General features: G+C 70.8%; 10 protein-coding genes. 6 read left to right on the top strand and 4 right to left on the bottom strand.

Annotated features, from left to right (window positions below; genetic code table 11):
• Positions 1-116: 116 nt before the first annotated feature.
• The 3 genes from ACFRAC_RS16325 to metH all read right to left on the bottom strand — a co-directional run bounded on the left by ACFRAC_RS16325 (position 117) and on the right by metH (position 6545).
• Positions 117-1721, bottom strand: a complete 1605-nt coding sequence (locus tag ACFRAC_RS16325; protein ID WP_382924554.1) for an ABC transporter substrate-binding protein — start codon at positions 1719-1721, stop codon at positions 117-119.
• A 459-nt stretch (positions 1722-2180) separates the two neighbouring features.
• Positions 2181-2876 (bottom strand): HAD family phosphatase, encoded by a 696-nt coding sequence (locus ACFRAC_RS16330; protein ID WP_361339949.1) that lies wholly within the window; start codon positions 2874-2876, stop codon positions 2181-2183.
• Positions 2877-3029: 153 nt separating this feature from the next.
• Positions 3030-6545, bottom strand: coding sequence for a methionine synthase (gene metH / locus ACFRAC_RS16335; protein WP_382924555.1), 3516 nt, complete (start codon positions 6543-6545; stop codon positions 3030-3032).
• A gap of 295 nt (positions 6546-6840) precedes the next feature.
• On the opposite strand from metH, the gene ACFRAC_RS16340 reads away from it, so the two are divergent.
• The 6 genes from ACFRAC_RS16340 to ACFRAC_RS16365 all read left to right on the top strand — a co-directional run bounded on the left by ACFRAC_RS16340 (position 6841) and on the right by ACFRAC_RS16365 (position 14257).
• The gene (locus tag ACFRAC_RS16340; RefSeq protein WP_382924556.1) at positions 6841-7605 is read left to right on the top strand and encodes an IclR family transcriptional regulator; all 765 of its coding nucleotides are present in this window, start codon (positions 6841-6843) and stop codon (positions 7603-7605) included.
• Between the two features lie 424 nt (positions 7606-8029).
• Complete coding sequence (locus tag ACFRAC_RS16345; RefSeq protein ID WP_382924557.1) at positions 8030-8824, top strand: MIP/aquaporin family protein; 795 nt, start codon at positions 8030-8032, stop codon at positions 8822-8824.
• Positions 8825-8918: 94 nt separating this feature from the next.
• Entirely contained in the window at positions 8919-10460 is a 1542-nt protein-coding gene (glpK, locus tag ACFRAC_RS16350) for a glycerol kinase GlpK (RefSeq protein WP_382924558.1), read from the top strand.
• Positions 10461-10508: 48 nt separating this feature from the next.
• Positions 10509-12125: an FAD-dependent oxidoreductase gene (locus tag ACFRAC_RS16355; protein WP_382924559.1), complete on the top strand. Its 1617-nt coding sequence runs from the start codon at positions 10509-10511 to the stop codon at positions 12123-12125.
• Positions 12126-12383: 258 nt separating this feature from the next.
• On the top strand, positions 12384-13055 hold the full coding sequence (locus ACFRAC_RS16360; RefSeq protein WP_382924560.1) for a FadR/GntR family transcriptional regulator: 672 nt from the start codon (positions 12384-12386) through the stop codon (positions 13053-13055).
• Between the two features lie 203 nt (positions 13056-13258).
• Entirely contained in the window at positions 13259-14257 is a 999-nt protein-coding gene (locus tag ACFRAC_RS16365) for a PAC2 family protein (protein ID WP_382924561.1), read from the top strand.
• A gap of 84 nt (positions 14258-14341) precedes the next feature.
• Here ACFRAC_RS16365 and mshC read toward each other — a convergent pair whose 3' ends face one another.
• Positions 14342-15571: a cysteine--1-D-myo-inosityl 2-amino-2-deoxy-alpha-D-glucopyranoside ligase gene (mshC, locus tag ACFRAC_RS16370; protein WP_382924562.1), complete on the bottom strand. Its 1230-nt coding sequence runs from the start codon at positions 15569-15571 to the stop codon at positions 14342-14344.
• Positions 15572-15596 lie beyond the last annotated feature (25 nt).

Here is a 15596-nt window from a genome sequence, read left to right on the forward strand (position 1 = left end):
GCCGTGGGGGTGCGGATGAGCCCGCGGTGGCGCGGGGCGGGGGGTGGCGCGCCCCCCGGCCCCGGGGGGCCGCCGGCCGGTCCGGCGCCCCCGGCGTGGGGCGCCGGACGGGTGCGTCAGCCGCTCACGCCGCGGCCGAGCTCCCAGAGCTGGAGGGTGGAGGAGGAGTTGAGCGCGTAGGCCGTGCCCGTGATGTCGTCACCGGCGGCGACGTACTGCTTGCCCTGCCACAGCGGGAGGACCGGCACGTCGTTGGCGACGATGTCCTGGATCTCGGTGAGGCTGCCGGTCGCGGCGATGCGGTCGGCGGCACGCCGGGACTCGGGGATGAGGCTGTTGCGGATGCGGCCGTTGGCGTACGGCGAGCCGAGGAAGTTGTCCTTGTCGAGGAACGGGGCGACGTAGTTGTCGGCGTCGGGGAAGTCAGGGAACCAGCCCATGCCGTAGACCTCGTACTTGCCCTTCTTCTCGGCGGGGCGGAACACGTCCCAGGGGGTGCCCTCGATGTCGACGTCGAACAGGCCGCTGCCGTTGAGCTGTTCCTTCAGCAGCTCGAACTCCTTCTTCGTGGCCGGACCGTAGTGGTCGGTGGTGTAGTGCAGCGTCAGCCGGACCGGGGTGGTGACGCCGGCCCGCTCCAGGATGGCCTTGGCCTTGCCGTTGCTGGGCTCGCCGTACTTGTTGAAGAACGAGTTGGAGTGGCCCGTGATACTGGCGGGGACCAGGGAGTACAGGGGCTCGGCCTGGGAGCCGTACACCTTGGAGACGAGTTCGCCGCGGTCGATCAGCTGGGCCATGGCCTGGCGGACGGCCTTGCTGCGCACGCTGGAGTCGTTGGTGTTGAAGGCGAGGTAGCGGATCTCGAGGCCCGCCATGTCGATGAGGTCGACGGCGTCGTCCGAGTCGGCGGACAGCTTGTCGATCTGCCCCGGCGACATGGCGCGGGTCATGACGTCGATGTCACCGCTGTCGAGGGCGGCACCCATCGCGTCGGCGCTGTCGAAGTTGCGCATCTCGACCTTGTCGTTGTTCACCGTCAGGCTCCCCTTGTACTCGGGGTTCTTGGTGAACTCGGCGGAGACGAGCTTGTCGCCTTCGACCTTCGCCTTGAAGGTGTACGGGCCGGAGCCGTCGACCTCGAAGCCGCTGCGCAGCTTCTTCTTGTCGTACAGGTCCGGGTCGATGATGCCCGCGACCGGGGTGGACAGCTTGTACGGGAAGGTGGCGTCGGCGGTCTTCAGGTGGAAGACGACCTCGCGGTCGCCGCGCGCCTCGACGGTGTCGATGGTGGACAGCAGGGCGAAGACGCCGCTGTCGGCCTTCAGGGAGAGGGCGCGGTCGATGGAGTACTTCACGTCGTCCGCGGTGACCGCGTCGCCGTCGGCGAACTTGAGGTCCTTGCGCAGGGTGCAGGCGTAGCGTTCGTTGCCGCTGTCCGTGAAGCTGCAGCTCTCGGCGGCCTCGGGGACGGGTTCGCCCTCGCCGCGCGGCTGGATCATCAGGGTCTGCACGGTCTGGCGCAGGATGTTCCACAGGCCGACGTCGTAGGCCCAGGCCGGATCGAGCGGTGCGGGACTCTCCTCCGAGGCAGTGAACACATCCGTGGTGCCCACGACGATCCCGTCGCCGCCGCCGCTGCCGCTGTCGGCTCCGCCACAGGCGGCGAGAACCGGCGCGAGCAGGCCGATGACGACCGGCAGCACCAAAGTCTTGCGGTTCATGCTCGGGTTTCTCCAGCTGTCTTCTCCGTGTATCCGCCATGCAGAGGGTGGTGCGGCGGATCACGAGGGTAAGGGCGATGTTCTCGCGACGAGATTAGTCCGCGCCCACAGGAGGGTTGGAGGGGACCGGAGTTGAGGCTTCCTCACTCAGCGGAATCGGGCGTGGACACACCGGAAGGCTGAGGCGGGAAGGATTGGCGCACCGGTCCATCAATCAGGACACATGGGTGCGCTCGAAACCGTTGTCCGGGGGCGAAAAGCACGAGGAGGGCACCTCGGCACGACCCCTTGGAGTGGCGAACGTCACAGATTGGACCATCTTGAGGGGCGCCGGAATTCAGCCCGTCCGGCGCGATCGAATTTCCTTGCGGAATTTCTCCGCCGTCAAGGCGCCATCAAAGCAGCACGCTCGGTGAACGACGGGCGGATTCAAGTTGTCATGACAGTGACGAGTCGTGGTCAGACCGTCATCAGGCCGCGCAGAAATGCCAGATCGACGTGTTCCAGCGAGGGCACCACCGTGCGCCGGGCGGCCGGCGCGATGGGCGCGATCGAGGGCACGGCCACCACGTGGCAGCCGGCGGCCTCCGCGGCGGCGACCCCGGTCGCCGTGTCCTCGACGACGGCGCACCGGGCGGGGTCGGCCCCGAGGCCGACGGCGGCGAGCAGATAGGGATCGGGGTGGGGCTTGGTGCGCGCCACCTCGTCACCGGCGACGGTCAGGGCGAAGTGCTGCGGGCCGAGCGTGGTGAGCACCCGGTCGATGATGCGGCGGTGCGAGGCGGAGACGAGGGCCGTCGGGATCCGGTGCTCGGCCAGCTCGGCCAGCAGCCGGGCGGCTCCCGGCATCAGGGGCAGGGAGTGGTCGATGCGGTCCTCGAAGCCCTGGTTGAGCAGCACCGTGAGCTCGTCCAGGCCGATGTCGGCGCCGGTGGCCTCGATCAGGAAGCCGGCGCTGCGGGTCATGGGCCCGCCGACCACGACATGCCGCCAGGTGTCGTCGAGGGTGTGGCCGAGGGAGGCGAAGACCTCGACCTCGACATCCCACCAGAAGCCCTCGGAGTCCACCAGGGTGCCGTCCATGTCGAGGAGTACGGCCTGTAGGGCCGAGCCGTCGGCCGTACGGGTCGACGGCGCGGGGACGGTGCTGGTCATCCACGTACCTCCTTCAAGGGACGACCAGGCCGGTTCCCACGGAGGGAACCGGCCTGCGATGGACCGTCCAGTGTACGGCGCTCCCGGAGGTATCGCCTGATCGACCCGCTGTGGCCCCCCGGCACACCGGGGCCGGGCCCTCAGGAGCGGGCGTCAGCGTGCGTTGAAGTACTTCGCCTCCGGGTGGTGGATCACGATGGCGTCCGTGGACTGCTCGGGGTGGAGCTGGAACTCCTCGGACAGGTGGACGCCGATGCGCTCGGGCCGGAGCAGGTCGGCGATCTTGGCGCGGTCCTCCAGATCGGGGCAGGCGCCGTAGCCGAGCGAGAAGCGGGCGCCGCGGTACTTCAGGGAGAACATGTCCTCCATGGCGGCCGGGTCCTCGCCGGCGAAGCCGAGCTCGGCGCGCACGCGGGCGTGCCAGTACTCGGCGAGGGCCTCGGCGAGCTGGACGGACAGCCCGTGCAATTCGAGGTAGTCGCGGTAGGCGTTGGCCTCGAAGAGCCGGGCGGTCTCCTCGCCGATGCGGGAGCCGACGGTGACGACCTGGAAGCCGACGACGTCGGTCTCACCGGACTCCTGGGGGCGGAAGAAGTCCGCGAGGCACAGGCGGCGGCCGCGGCGCTGGCGCGGGAAGGTGAACCGGGTCCGTTCGTTGCCGTGCTCGTCGAGGACGATCAGGTCGTCGTCCTTGGAGACGCACGGGAAGTAGCCGTGGACGACGGCCGCCTCGAGCAGGTTGTCGGTCTGGAGCCGGTCGAGCAGGCCGCGCAGCCGCGGGCGGCCCTCGGTCTCGACGAGCTCCTGGTACGACGGCCCGCCACCGGCACGGGACTCCTTCAGGCCCCACTGCCCCTTGAACAGGGCGCCCTCGTCCAGCCAGGAGGCGTACTCCTTGAGCTGGATGCCCTTGCTGACGCGGGTGCCCCAGAACGGCGGTTCGGGGACGGGGTTGTCGGTGGCGACGTCGGAGCGCACGTGACCGGCCTCGGGGCGCTCCTCGACCACGGCCTGGGCGGTCGCCCGCACCCGGCGCTGCCTGAGCTCGGGCAGCTTGGCGCCGGGCACGCCGCGCTTGACGCCGATGAGGGCGTCCATCAGGCGCAGTCCCTCGAAGGCGTCGCGGGCGTAGCGGACCTCGCCCTCGTAGACCTCGTGCAGGTCCTGTTCGACGTAGGCGCGGGTCAGGGCGGCACCGCCGAGGATGACCGGGTAGTCGGCGGCGAGGCCGCGCTGGTTCAGCTCCTCGAGGTTCTCCTTCATGATCACGGTGGACTTCACCAGGAGCCCGGACATGCCGATGACGTCGGCGCGGTGCTCCTCGGCGGCTTCCAGGATCGCGGAGACAGGCTGCTTGATGCCCAGGTTGACCACGTTGTAGCCGTTGTTGGACAGGATGATGTCCACGAGGTTCTTGCCGATGTCGTGGACGTCGCCGCGCACGGTGGCCAGCACGATGGTGCCCTTGCCCTCGGCGTCGGACTTCTCCATGTGCGGTTCGAGGTAGGCGACGGCGGCCTTCATGACCTCGGCGGACTGCAGCACGAACGGCAGCTGCATCTGCCCGGAACCGAACAGTTCGCCGACGACCTTCATGCCGTCCAGGAGGGTGGCGTTGACGATGTCCAGGGCGGGCCGGTCCTGGAGGGCCGCGTCGAGGTCGGCCTCCAGGCCGTTGCGCTCGCCGTCGATGATGCGCCGCTTGAGGCGTTCCTCCAGCGGCAGGGCGGCCAGTTCCTCGGCCCTGCCGGCCTTCAGGGACTTGGCGGTGGCGCCCTCGAACAGGGCCATGAGCTTCTGCAGCGGGTCGTAGCCCTCGGCGCGGCGGTCGTGGATGAGGTCGAGGGCCGTGCGCACCTCTTCCTCGTTGAAGCGGGCGATCGGCAGGATCTTGCTGGCGTGCACGATCGCCGAGTCCAGGCCGGCCTTCACGCACTCGTCCAGGAACACGGAGTTCAGCAGGATGCGGGCGGCCGGGTTGAGGCCGAAGGAGATGTTCGACAGGCCGAGCGTGGTCTGCACGTCGGGGTGGCGCCGCTTGAGCTCGCGGATCGCCTCGATGGTGGCGATGCCGTCCTTGCGGGACTCCTCCTGACCGGTGCAGATGGTGAAGGTCAGGGTGTCGATGAGGATGTCGGACTCGTGGATGCCCCAGTTCTCCGTCAGGTCCTCGATCAGCCGTTCGGCGATCTCGACCTTCTTCTCGGGGGTGCGGGCCTGCCCCTCCTCGTCGATGGTCAGCGCGATCAGGGCCGCCCCGTGCTCCCGGGCCAGCTTCGTGACGCTCGCGAACCTCGACTCGGGGCCGTCGCCGTCCTCGTAGTTCACGGAGTTGATGACCGCGCGTCCGCCGAGCTTCTCCAGGCCGGCCTGGATGACGTCGACCTCGGTGGAGTCCAGCACGATCGGCAGCGTGGAGGCGGTGGCGAAGCGCCCGGCGAGCTCGCGCATGTCGGCGACGCCGTCCCGGCCGACGTAGTCCACGCACAGGTCGAGCATGTGCGCGCCCTCGCGGATCTGCTCGCGCGCCATCTCCACGCAGTCGTCCCAGCGGCCCTCCAGCATGGCCTCGCGGAACTTCTTGGAGCCGTTGGCGTTGGTGCGCTCGCCGATGGCCAGGTAGGAGGTGTCCTGGCGGAAGGGCACGGTCTGGTAGAGCGAGGCGGCGCCGGGCTCGGGGCGCGGGTCGCGCCCGGTGGGCGCCAGGTCCCGGACCCGCTCGACGAGCTGCCGCAGGTGCTCGGGCGTGGTGCCGCAACAGCCGCCGACCAGGGACAGCCCGTAGTCGCGGACGAAGGTCTCGTGGGCGTCCGCCAGCTCCGGGGCGGTCAGCGGATAGGTGGCGCCGTCCTTGCCGAGGACGGGCAGGCCCGCGTTCGGCATGCAGGACAGCGGGATGCGGGAGTGCCGGGAGAGGTAGCGCAGGTGCTCGCTCATCTCGGCGGGGCCCGTGGCGCAGTTCATGCCGATCATGTCGATGCCGAGCGGCTCCAGGGCCGTCAGGGCGGCGCCGATCTCGGAGCCGAGCAGCATGGTGCCGGTCGTCTCGACGGTGACGGAGACGATGATCGGCAGGTCCAGGCCGGAGAGCTCCCGGGCGCGCTGGGCGCCGATGACGGCGGCCTTGGTCTGCAGCAGGTCCTGCGTGGTCTCCACGATCAGCGCGTCGGCGCCGCCGGAGATCAGGCCTTCGGCGTTCTGCTGGAAGGCGTCGCGGATGGTGGTGTAGCCGATGTGGCCGAGCGTGGGGAGCTTGGTGCCGGGGCCGATGGAGCCCAGCACCCAGCGGTCGCGCCCGTCACGGGCGGCGTAGGCGTCGGCGGTCTCCCGGGCGATGCGGGCGCCGGCCTCGGACAGCTCGAAGACGCGCTCGGGGATGTCGTACTCGGCCATCGCGGCGTGGTTCGCCCCGAAGGTGTTCGTCTCCACGCAGTCCACGCCCACGTCGAAGTACGCCTCGTGGACGGAGCGGACGATGTCCGGCCGGGTCACGTTCAGGATCTCGTTGCAGCCCTCGAGATTCTGGAAGTCGTCCAGCGTGGGGTCCTGGGCCTGCAACATGGTGCCCATCGCTCCGTCGGCGACGACCACGCGGGTGGCGAGGGCCTGACGGAGGGCGGACACACGGGTCCGGCTGTCGGCGGAAGGGGTCGGTGGCAACGAGGCCATGAAAGGGCTCCCTGGAGTGCGACGGCTGTCGGCTTTGCGCCCGCAGGGCAGGTTCCACGGCGGGCGCACCTCGCCAGCGTAGCCGGGAGCGCGGCGCGATGGTCGCGACGTCCACGGGCCGGGACGGGGACTGCCCCGGGACGGCACCCGGTATACGTGTGACACGGTCCGGACGGATGAACTCCGACGGACCATTAGCGGAGGGTCGACATCGACCGGTAGTGTTCGACATTGCCGAACGACGGCAGCGACGTCGTGTAGGTCGACGGTCGAAGGGGACGGAGGCAGTACGGCGATGGCACGGAACATCCAGTCGCTCGAACGGGCGGCCGCGATGCTGCGGCTGCTCGCAGGTGGTGAGCGGCGCCTCGGCCTGTCGGACATCGCCTCCTCGCTGGGCCTCGCGAAGGGCACCGCCCACGGGATCCTGCGCACCCTCCAGCAGGAGGGGTTCGTCGAGCAGGACGAGCCGTCCGGAAGGTACCAGCTGGGGGCCGAGCTGCTGCGCCTGGGCACGACCTATCTGGACGTGCACGAGCTGCGCGCCCGCGCGCTGGTGTGGACGGACGACCTGGCCCGCTCCAGCGGCGAGAGCGTCTATCTGGGGGTGCTGCACCAGCAGGGCGTCCTGATCGTGCACCACGTCTTCCGCCCGGACGACAGCCGTCAGGTGCTGGAGATCGGAGCCATGCAGCCGCTGCACTCCACCGCGCTGGGCAAGGTGCTGTCGGCGTACGACCCCGTGGCGCACAGCGAGGCCGTCGAGGCCGGCCGCAAGGCGTTCACCGAGCGCACGGTGTGCGAGCTGGACGACTTCGAGCAGCTCCTCGACCTGACCCGCGCGCGGGGGTACGCGGCCGACGTCGAGGAGACCTGGGAGGGCGTCGCGTCGGTCGCCGCCCCCATCCACGACCGGCGCCGCATGCCGGTGGGCGCGGTCGGCATCACCGGCGCGGTGGAGCGCCTGTGCCACGAGGGCGAGCTGCGCGCGGAGCTGATCGCGGCGGTGCGGGACTGCGCCCGCGCGGTGTCGCGGGATCTGGGCGCCGGGCGCTTCTGATCCGCCCGCCGGCCCGTCGGACCGCCGACGGCCACGACCACGAGAGTCGACGACCCGGACGCCGAACGGCGTGCCGGGTCTTCCCACGTGCGCCCACGGGCGTGCCGATGCGGGCGGTGCGCACACAGCGTGCCCCTCCCCACCCATACGCACACGTGACGCACCCGCACGCACACGTGACGTCGTATCGACAAATCAACACAGCCGATAACGATCGAGCATTCAGGAACAGGACCCTTGACGCACCCCTGACGCCGGGGCGAGACTCCCGTCCATCGGTCGGCATTGTCGAACACCTACCGGCAATACGCGCTAGAGTGGGACAACGCCAGAGGCCGGTATCGCTCTCATCCCGAGAGCAACACGAACCACCGGTGGGACCCGGGGTTCGGCTTCCCCTGGACGAAGGACAAAGGAGTCGCGGGTGTCCAGCTCCGACATCTTCATCGGCGAGACCATCGGTACCGCCATACTCATCCTGCTCGGCGGCGGCGTCTGCGCCGCGGTCACGCTGAAGGCCTCCAAGGCCCGCAACGCCGGCTGGCTCGCCATCACCTTCGGGTGGGGCTTCGCCGTACTCACGGCGGTCTACACCTCGGCACCGCTCTCCGGCGCCCACCTCAACCCGGCCGTGACCGTCGCCATCGCGATCAAGGACAACGCCTGGAGCGACGTCCCGACGTACTTCGCCGGCCAGCTCCTCGGCGCCATGATCGGCGCGGCGCTGGTGTGGGCCGCCTACGCCGGCCAGTTCCACGCCCACCTCACCGACAAGGAGATCGTCGGCGGCCCGGGCGCGCAGGCCACGACCACCAAGGCCGTCGAGGCGCAGGAGAAGGGCGCCGGCCCCGTCCTGGGCATCTTCTCCACCGGTCCCGAGATCCGCAACGTCGTGCAGAACCTGATCACGGAGATCATCGGCACCGTGGTGCTGGTGCTCGCGGTCCTCACCCAGGGCCTCAACGACAGCGGCAAGGGCCTCGGCACCCTGGGCGCCCTGATCACCGCGCTCGTGGTCGTGTCCATCGGTCTGTCGCTCGGCGGCCCGACCGGGTACGCGATCAACCCCGCCCGTGACCTCGGTCCGAGAATCGTCCACGCCCTTCTGCCCCTGCCCAACAAGGGGGGCTCCGACTGGGGCTACGCCTGGATCCCGGTGGTGGGACCGCTCATCGGCGGTGCCATCGCGGCAGGCATCTACAACGTCGCGTTTGCCTAGGAACAGCGCTTCACCCGTCCGGGTGAGAAGCACCGAAACTCTCGGCGCACGCCGTACGTAAAGCCCCATAACCAAGGACTTCCAGGAGCTAACAGTGACCGACGCCCACACCGCCGGGCCCTTCATCGCCGCGATCGACCAGGGCACGACCTCGTCCCGCTGCATCGTCTTCGACCGCGACGGCCGGATCGTCTCCGTCGACCAGAAGGAGCACGAGCAGATCTTCCCGAAGCCGGGCTGGGTCGAGCACAACGCCACCGAGATCTGGACCAACGTCCAGGAGGTCGTCGCCGGAGCCATCGAGAAGGCCGGCATCACCCGCGACGACATCAAGGCCATCGGCATCACCAACCAGCGCGAGACCACCGTCCTGTGGGACAGGAACACCGGTGAGCCCGTCCACAACGCCATCGTCTGGCAGGACACCCGCACCGACTCCCTGTGCCGCGAGCTCGGCCGCAACGTCGGGCAGGACCGCTTCCGCCGCGAGACCGGCCTGCCCCTCGCCTCCTACTTCGCCGGTCCGAAGGCCCGCTGGCTGCTGGACAACGTCGAGGGCCTCAAGGAGCGCGCCGAGGCCGGCGACATCCTCTTCGGCACCATGGACACCTGGGTCATCTGGAACCTGACCGGCGGTGTCGACGGCGGCAAGCACGTCACCGACGTCACCAACGCCTCCCGCACCATGCTGATGAACCTGCACACCATGGAGTGGGACGCGAAGATCGCCGAGTCCATCGGCGTCCCGCTGCAGATCCTGCCCGAGATCCGCTCCTCCGCCGAGGTCTACGGCGAGATCACCGGCGGCAAGCTGGGCGAGCTGCTCGGCGGCATCCCGGTGGCCTCCGCGCTCGGCGACCAGCAGGCGGCCCTGTTCGGCCAGACCTGCTTCGCCGAGGGCGAGACCAAGTCGACGTACGGCACCGGCACCTTCATGGTGATGAACACCGGCGACAAGATCATCAACTCCTACGCCGGTCTGCTGACCACCGTCGGCTACAAGATCGGCGACCAGGACACGGTGTACGCCCTGGAGGGCTCGATCGCCGTCACCGGTTCGCTGGTGCAGTGGATGCGCGACCAGATGGGCCTGATCTCCACCGCCGCCGAGATCGAGACGCTCGCGCTCTCCGTCGAGGACAACGGCGGCGCCTACTTCGTGCCGGCCTTCTCCGGCCTGTTCGCCCCGCACTGGCGCTCCGACGCCCGCGGTGTGATCGCCGGCCTGACCCGGTACGTGACGAAGGCGCACCTCGCCCGTGCCGTCCTGGAGGCCACCGCCTGGCAGACGCGGGAGATCGCGGACGCCATGGTCAAGGACTCCGGCGTCGAGCTCATCACCCTCAAGGTCGACGGCGGCATGACCGCGAACAACCTGCTCATGCAGACCCTCTCGGACGTCCTGGACGCGCCGGTGGTGCGCCCGATGGTCGCCGAGACGACCTGCCTCGGCGCCGCCTACGCCGCCGGTCTCGCCGTCGGCTTCTGGAACAGCACCGACGACCTGCGGGCCAACTGGCGCCGGGCCGCCGAGTGGACCCCCCGCATGGACGCGGAGACCCGCGACCGTGAGTACAAGAGCTGGCTCAAGGCCGTCGAGCGGACCATGGGCTGGCTCGAGGACGACGAGAGCTGACCCGCTCCTCGCCGGCCCTCGAACTCTGATGAGGAGTAAGAACCCGAAATGACCAGTCAGACCACCCTGCAGTCCGTGCCTGCCCTCGGTACGCACCCGGCCTCCGGCTCCCAGCCGAGTCGCGCCGAGACCCGGGAGCAGCTCTCCAAGGCGTCGTACGACCTCCTCGTGATCGGCGGCGGCATCCTGGGCATCTCCACCGCCTGGCACGCCGCGCAGTCCGGCCTCAGGGTGGCCCTGGTCGACGCCGGTGACTTCGCCGGCGCCACCTCCTCCGCCTCCTCCAAGCTCCTCCACGGCGGTCTGCGCTACCTGCAGACCGGCGCGGTGAAGCTGGTGGCGGAGAACCACTTCGAGCGCCGTGCGGTCTCCCGCCAGGTGGCCCCCCACCTGGCGAACCCGCTCACCTTCTACCTCCCCGTGTACAAGGGCGGGCCGCACGGCGCCGCGAAGCTCGGGGCGGGCGTCTTCGCCTACTCCGCGCTCTCCGCGTTCGGTGACGGCGTCGGCCACCTCCTGTCGCCCGCCAAGGCGGCGCAGGACGTGCCGGAGCTGCGCACCGAGAACCTCAAGGCCGTGGCCGTGTACGGCGACGACCAGATGAACGACGCGCGCATGGCGCTGATGACGGTCCGCGCGGCCGTCGAGTCCGGCGCGGTCGTGCTCAACCACGCCGAGGTCACCGGGCTGCGCTTCACGCAGGGCCGGGTGACGGGCGCCGACCTGCGGGACCGCCTGTCCGGTGACGAGTTCGGGGTGAACGCCCGGCTCGTGCTGAACGCCACCGGTCCCTGGGTCGACCACCTGCGCAAGATGGAGGACCCGAACGCGGCGCCGTCGATCCGTCTGTCCAAGGGCGCGCACCTGGTCCTGAAGCGGACCGCGCCCTGGAAGGCGGCGCTGGCGACCCCGATCGACAAGTACCGCATCACGTTCGCCCTGCCGTGGGAGGACATGCTGCTGCTGGGCACCACGGACGAGGCGTACGAGGGCGACCCCGCGGACGTCGCCGTCAACGACAAGGACATAGCCCAGATCCTGGACGAGGCCGCGTTCTCCATCCGCGACCAGCAACTGGACCGCGACCTGATCACGTACGCCTTCGCGGGCCTGCGGGTGCTGCCGGGCGGCCCCGGCGACACGGCGAAGGCCAAGCGCGAGACGGTCGTGACCGAGGGACGCGGCGGGATGCTGTCCGTGGCGGGCGGCAAGTGGACGACGTTCCGGCACATCGGCAGGACCGTCATGAAGAAGCTGGAGGCGCTGCCGGGCGCTCCGCTGGGCGACGACTTCGAGCCCATCTCCGCGCTGCCGAAGAAGCTGCCGCTGCCGGGCATCGCGAACCCGCGCGCGGTCGCCCACCGGCTGCTGACCGACCGTCCGGCGCCGGGCCCGCGCATGGCGGCGGACACCGCCCGGCACCTGGCTACGCACTACGGTTCGCTGGCCTTCGACATCGCCCGCCTCGCCAACGAGGACCCGGAGCTGGGCGAGCGCGTCCACCCGGACGCCCCGGAGATCTGGGCGCAGGTCGTCTACGCCCGGGACAACGAGTGGGCGGAGACCGCGGACGACGTGCTGCGCCGCCGGACGACGCTGACGATCCGGGGTCTGGCCACGGACGACGTCCGGGCGAAGGTGCAGGACGTGCTCGACAAGAAGTGACCTCGCGCGCGGCGGGCGGTTTTCGCCGGATGAGGCGTCCGCCGCGCGGGGTCCGGCCACTCCCCTGACCGCGCCGGACCGCACGAGGGCGGCCCCTTCCGCACCGGGGCCGGCCACGACCGGAGGGGCGGCTCCTCGCCGACGGAGCCGCCCCTTCGCGCTGCCCGGACCGCGTACGCCCGCCTGGGCCGCCGTACATAATGTGGGCCGAGACATCGGAGGTCTCGTGGGGCGGGGTGGACAACGGGGAGTTCTGCCATGGCGGTCACCGACGAGGCGATCGAGAAGATCAAGGGGATGATCGTCTCCGGCGCGCTGCGCCCCGGCGACCGGCTTCCCAAGGAGAGCGAGCTCGCGGCCGCCCTCGGGCTGTCCCGCAACTCGCTGCGGGAGGCGGTGCGGGCCCTGTCGCTGATCCGCGTCCTGGACGTCCGGCAGGGCGACGGGACGTATGTGACCAGCCTGGACCCGCAACTGCTGCTGGAGGCGGTGAGCTTCGTCGTCGACTTCCACCGCGACGACACGGTCCTGGAGTTCCTGGCGGTGCGCCGCATCCTGGAGCCGGCGGCCACGGCGATGGCGGCGACCCGGATCGGCGAGCGGCAGCTCGACGCGCTGGCCGGCCGGCTGGACCGGCTCGGTGACGCCCCGTCGGTGGAGGAACTCGTGGCGAGCGACCTGGAGTTCCACCGGGGCATCGTCCACAGCGCGGGCAACTCGGTGCTGTGTTCGCTGCTCGACGGTCTGTCGGGGCCGACGACGCGGGCCCGTATCTGGCGGGGGCTGACCCAGGAGGACGCGGTCAGCCGGACCCTGTACGAGCACCGGGCGATCCTGGCGGCGCTGCGGGACCGGGACGCGGAGGCGGCGCGGTCGTGGGCGACCGCGCACATCGCGAGCGTGGAGCAGTGGCTGCGCTCCACCCTGTGACCGGCGCCCGGCCGTGCCGGAACACGGCGGCCGGGCACCCGCGTTGTGCCTGCGGTGGGGACGTCGGATCTCTGCCGGGGGTGTTCCCGGGTGGGGATCGGGGCAGTGATCCCGCATCCCCCCTGCGAGGGGGCTGCGGGCGCCCCCGCCGCACGCCGTAAGGTTGGTTCGTCAGGCGAGGGCACGTCGGAAGGAGGCGCTGGGTGATCGAGCTCGAGGGGGTTCCCGAGCTGATCGACCCGGTCATGGTGGCCGCGTTCGAGGGCTGGAACGATGCCGGCGACGCCGCCTCCACCGCGGTCGCGCATCTGGACAGGGAGTGGAAGGGCGAGGTGTTCGCGGCGCTGGACGCCGAGGACTACTACGACTTCCAGGTGAACCGGCCCACGGTGTGGATGGACGCCGGAGTGCGCAAGATCACGTGGCCGACGACCCGGCTGTCCGTGGTCCGGGTCGGTGGTGACAAGCCGCGCGACCTCGTACTGGTCCGCGGTATCGAACCGTCCATGCGCTGGCGCTCGTTCTGCAACGAGCTCCTCGGCTTCGCGCACGAGCTGGGTGTGGAGCTGGTGGTCATCCTGGGCGCCCTGCTCGGGGACACCCCGCACACGCGTCCGGTCCCGATCAGCGGGACCACCTCCGACCCGGACCTGGCCCGCCGGATGGATCTGGAGGAGACCAAGTACGAGGGCCCGACGGGCATCGTCGGCATCCTCCAGGAGGCCTGCACGCACGCCGGTGTGCCGGCGGTGTCGCTGTGGGCGGCGGTGCCGCACTACGTGTCGCAGCCGCCGAACCCGAAGGCGACGCTGGCGCTGCTGAACCGCCTGGAGGACCTGATCGACGTGCGGATCCCGCTGGGCGAGCTGCCCGAGGACGCGCGCGCCTGGCAGGTCGGCGTGGACCAGCTGGCCGCGGAGGACAGCGAGGTCGCCGAGTACGTGCAGACGCTGGAGGAGGCCCGGGACACCGCGGAGCTCCCGGAGGCGTCGGGCGAGGCGATCGCCCGCGAGTTCGAGCGGTATCTGCGCCGGCGGGACGGCGGCGGGCCGACGGCCGGCGGGCACCCCAGCGACGGCCAGGACGGCCCCTCGGGCCCGCCGTACCGGCGGGAGGGCCCCGGTGGCCGCACGCGTCCGCCGAAGCCGCCCCGGTCCGGCGGCAAGGACACGGGCGAGGGCGACGACTCCTCGGAGGACTGAGGGTCGCCGGCACGGACGACGAGAAGGATCGAGGGCGGTGCGCTCCACGCGCACCGCCCTCGGTCGTCCTCAGCCCCGCACCGGCTACAGGGCCACGCCCATGAGCGCGTCCACGGCGCGCGAGACGACGCCGGGGGCAGCGGTGTCCGTGCCGCCGTGCTCCTCCTGGGCGGCGGCCCAGCGGTCGACCGCGGCGAGCGCGGTGGGCGCGTCCAGGTCGTCGGCGAGGGCTTCGCGGATCTCCTCGACGAGCGCCTCCGCCGACGGTCCGTCGGGCCGGGAGACGGCGGCGCGCCAGCGGTCGAGACGAGCGACGGCCTCCCGGAGCACGTCGTCGGTCCACTCCCAGTCGGCCCGGTAGTGGTGGGCGAGCAGGGCGAGCCGGATCGCGGCCGGGTCGACACCGTCGCGGCGCAGCTGGGAGACGAAGACCAGGTTGCCCTTGGACTTGGACATCTTCTCGCCGTGCAGGGCGACCATGCCGGCGTGGACGTACGCCTTGGCCATGGGGAACTCGCCGGTCAGCACCTGGGCGTGGGAGGCGCCCATCTCGTGGTGCGGGAAGGCGAGGTCCGAGCCGCCGCCCTGGACGTCGAAGCCCATGCCGAGGTGGTCGAGGGCGATGGCGACGCACTCGATGTGCCAGCCGGGGCGGCCCCGGCCGAGGGAGCCGCCGTCCCAGCTGGGCTCACCGGGCCGGGCGGCCATCCACAGCATCGGGTCGAGCGGGTTCTTCTTGCCCGGCCGGTCCGGGTCGCCGCCGCGCTCGGCGGACAGCAGCCGCATGGCGGCGGCGTCCAGGTGCGAGACCTGGCCGAAGTGCGGGTCGGACTCGACGGAGAAGTAGATGTCGCCGCCGAGCTCGTAGGCGGCGCCGGCCTCCCGGAGCCGTTCGACCAGCGGGACGATCCCGGGTATGGCCTCGACGGCGCCGATGTAGTGCCGCGGCGGCAGCATCCGCAGGGCCGTCATGTCCTCACGGAAGAGGGCGGTCTCCTTCTCGGCGAGGGCCACCCAGTCGACGGAGTCGCGCTCGGCCCGCTCCAGGAGCGGGTCGTCGACGTCGGTGACGTTCTGGACGTAGTGGACCTGGCGCTTGGTGTCGAGCCACACGCGCTGCACGAGGTCGAACGCGTTGTAGGTCGCCGCGTGCCCCAGGTGGGTGGCGTCGTACGGGGTGATGCCGCAGACGTAGATACGGGCGACGGGACCGGGGTCGAGGGTGACCGGGCCGCCGGTCGCGGTGTCGTGGATCCTCAGGTCGCGGCCCTGACCAGGCAGGGCGGGGACCTCAGAAGCGGGCCAGGCATGCATGCCATGAGCCTAACCGGACTGGAGT

It is taken from the genome of Streptomyces sp. NPDC056628 (assembly GCF_042792555.1).
In the GTDB taxonomy this organism is placed as follows: Bacteria; Actinomycetota; Actinomycetes; order Streptomycetales; family Streptomycetaceae; genus Streptomyces.

Coding starts and splice junctions, on each gene's coding strand:
- ACFRAC_RS16325 (WP_382924554.1), bottom strand. CDS start 1,721: ATGAACCGCAAGACTTTGGTGCTGCCGGTCGTCATCGGCCTGCTCGCG.
- metH (WP_382924555.1), bottom strand. CDS start 6,545: ATGGCCTCGTTGCCACCGACCCCTTCCGCCGACAGCCGGACCCGTGTG.
- ACFRAC_RS16355 (WP_382924559.1), top strand. CDS start 10,509: ATGACCAGTCAGACCACCCTGCAGTCCGTGCCTGCCCTCGGTACGCAC.
- mshC (WP_382924562.1), bottom strand. CDS start 15,571: ATGCATGCCTGGCCCGCTTCTGAGGTCCCCGCCCTGCCTGGTCAGGGC.
- ACFRAC_RS16340 (WP_382924556.1), top strand. CDS start 6,841: ATGGCACGGAACATCCAGTCGCTCGAACGGGCGGCCGCGATGCTGCGG.
- ACFRAC_RS16360 (WP_382924560.1), top strand. CDS start 12,384: ATGGCGGTCACCGACGAGGCGATCGAGAAGATCAAGGGGATGATCGTC.
- ACFRAC_RS16330 (WP_361339949.1), bottom strand. CDS start 2,876: ATGACCAGCACCGTCCCCGCGCCGTCGACCCGTACGGCCGACGGCTCG.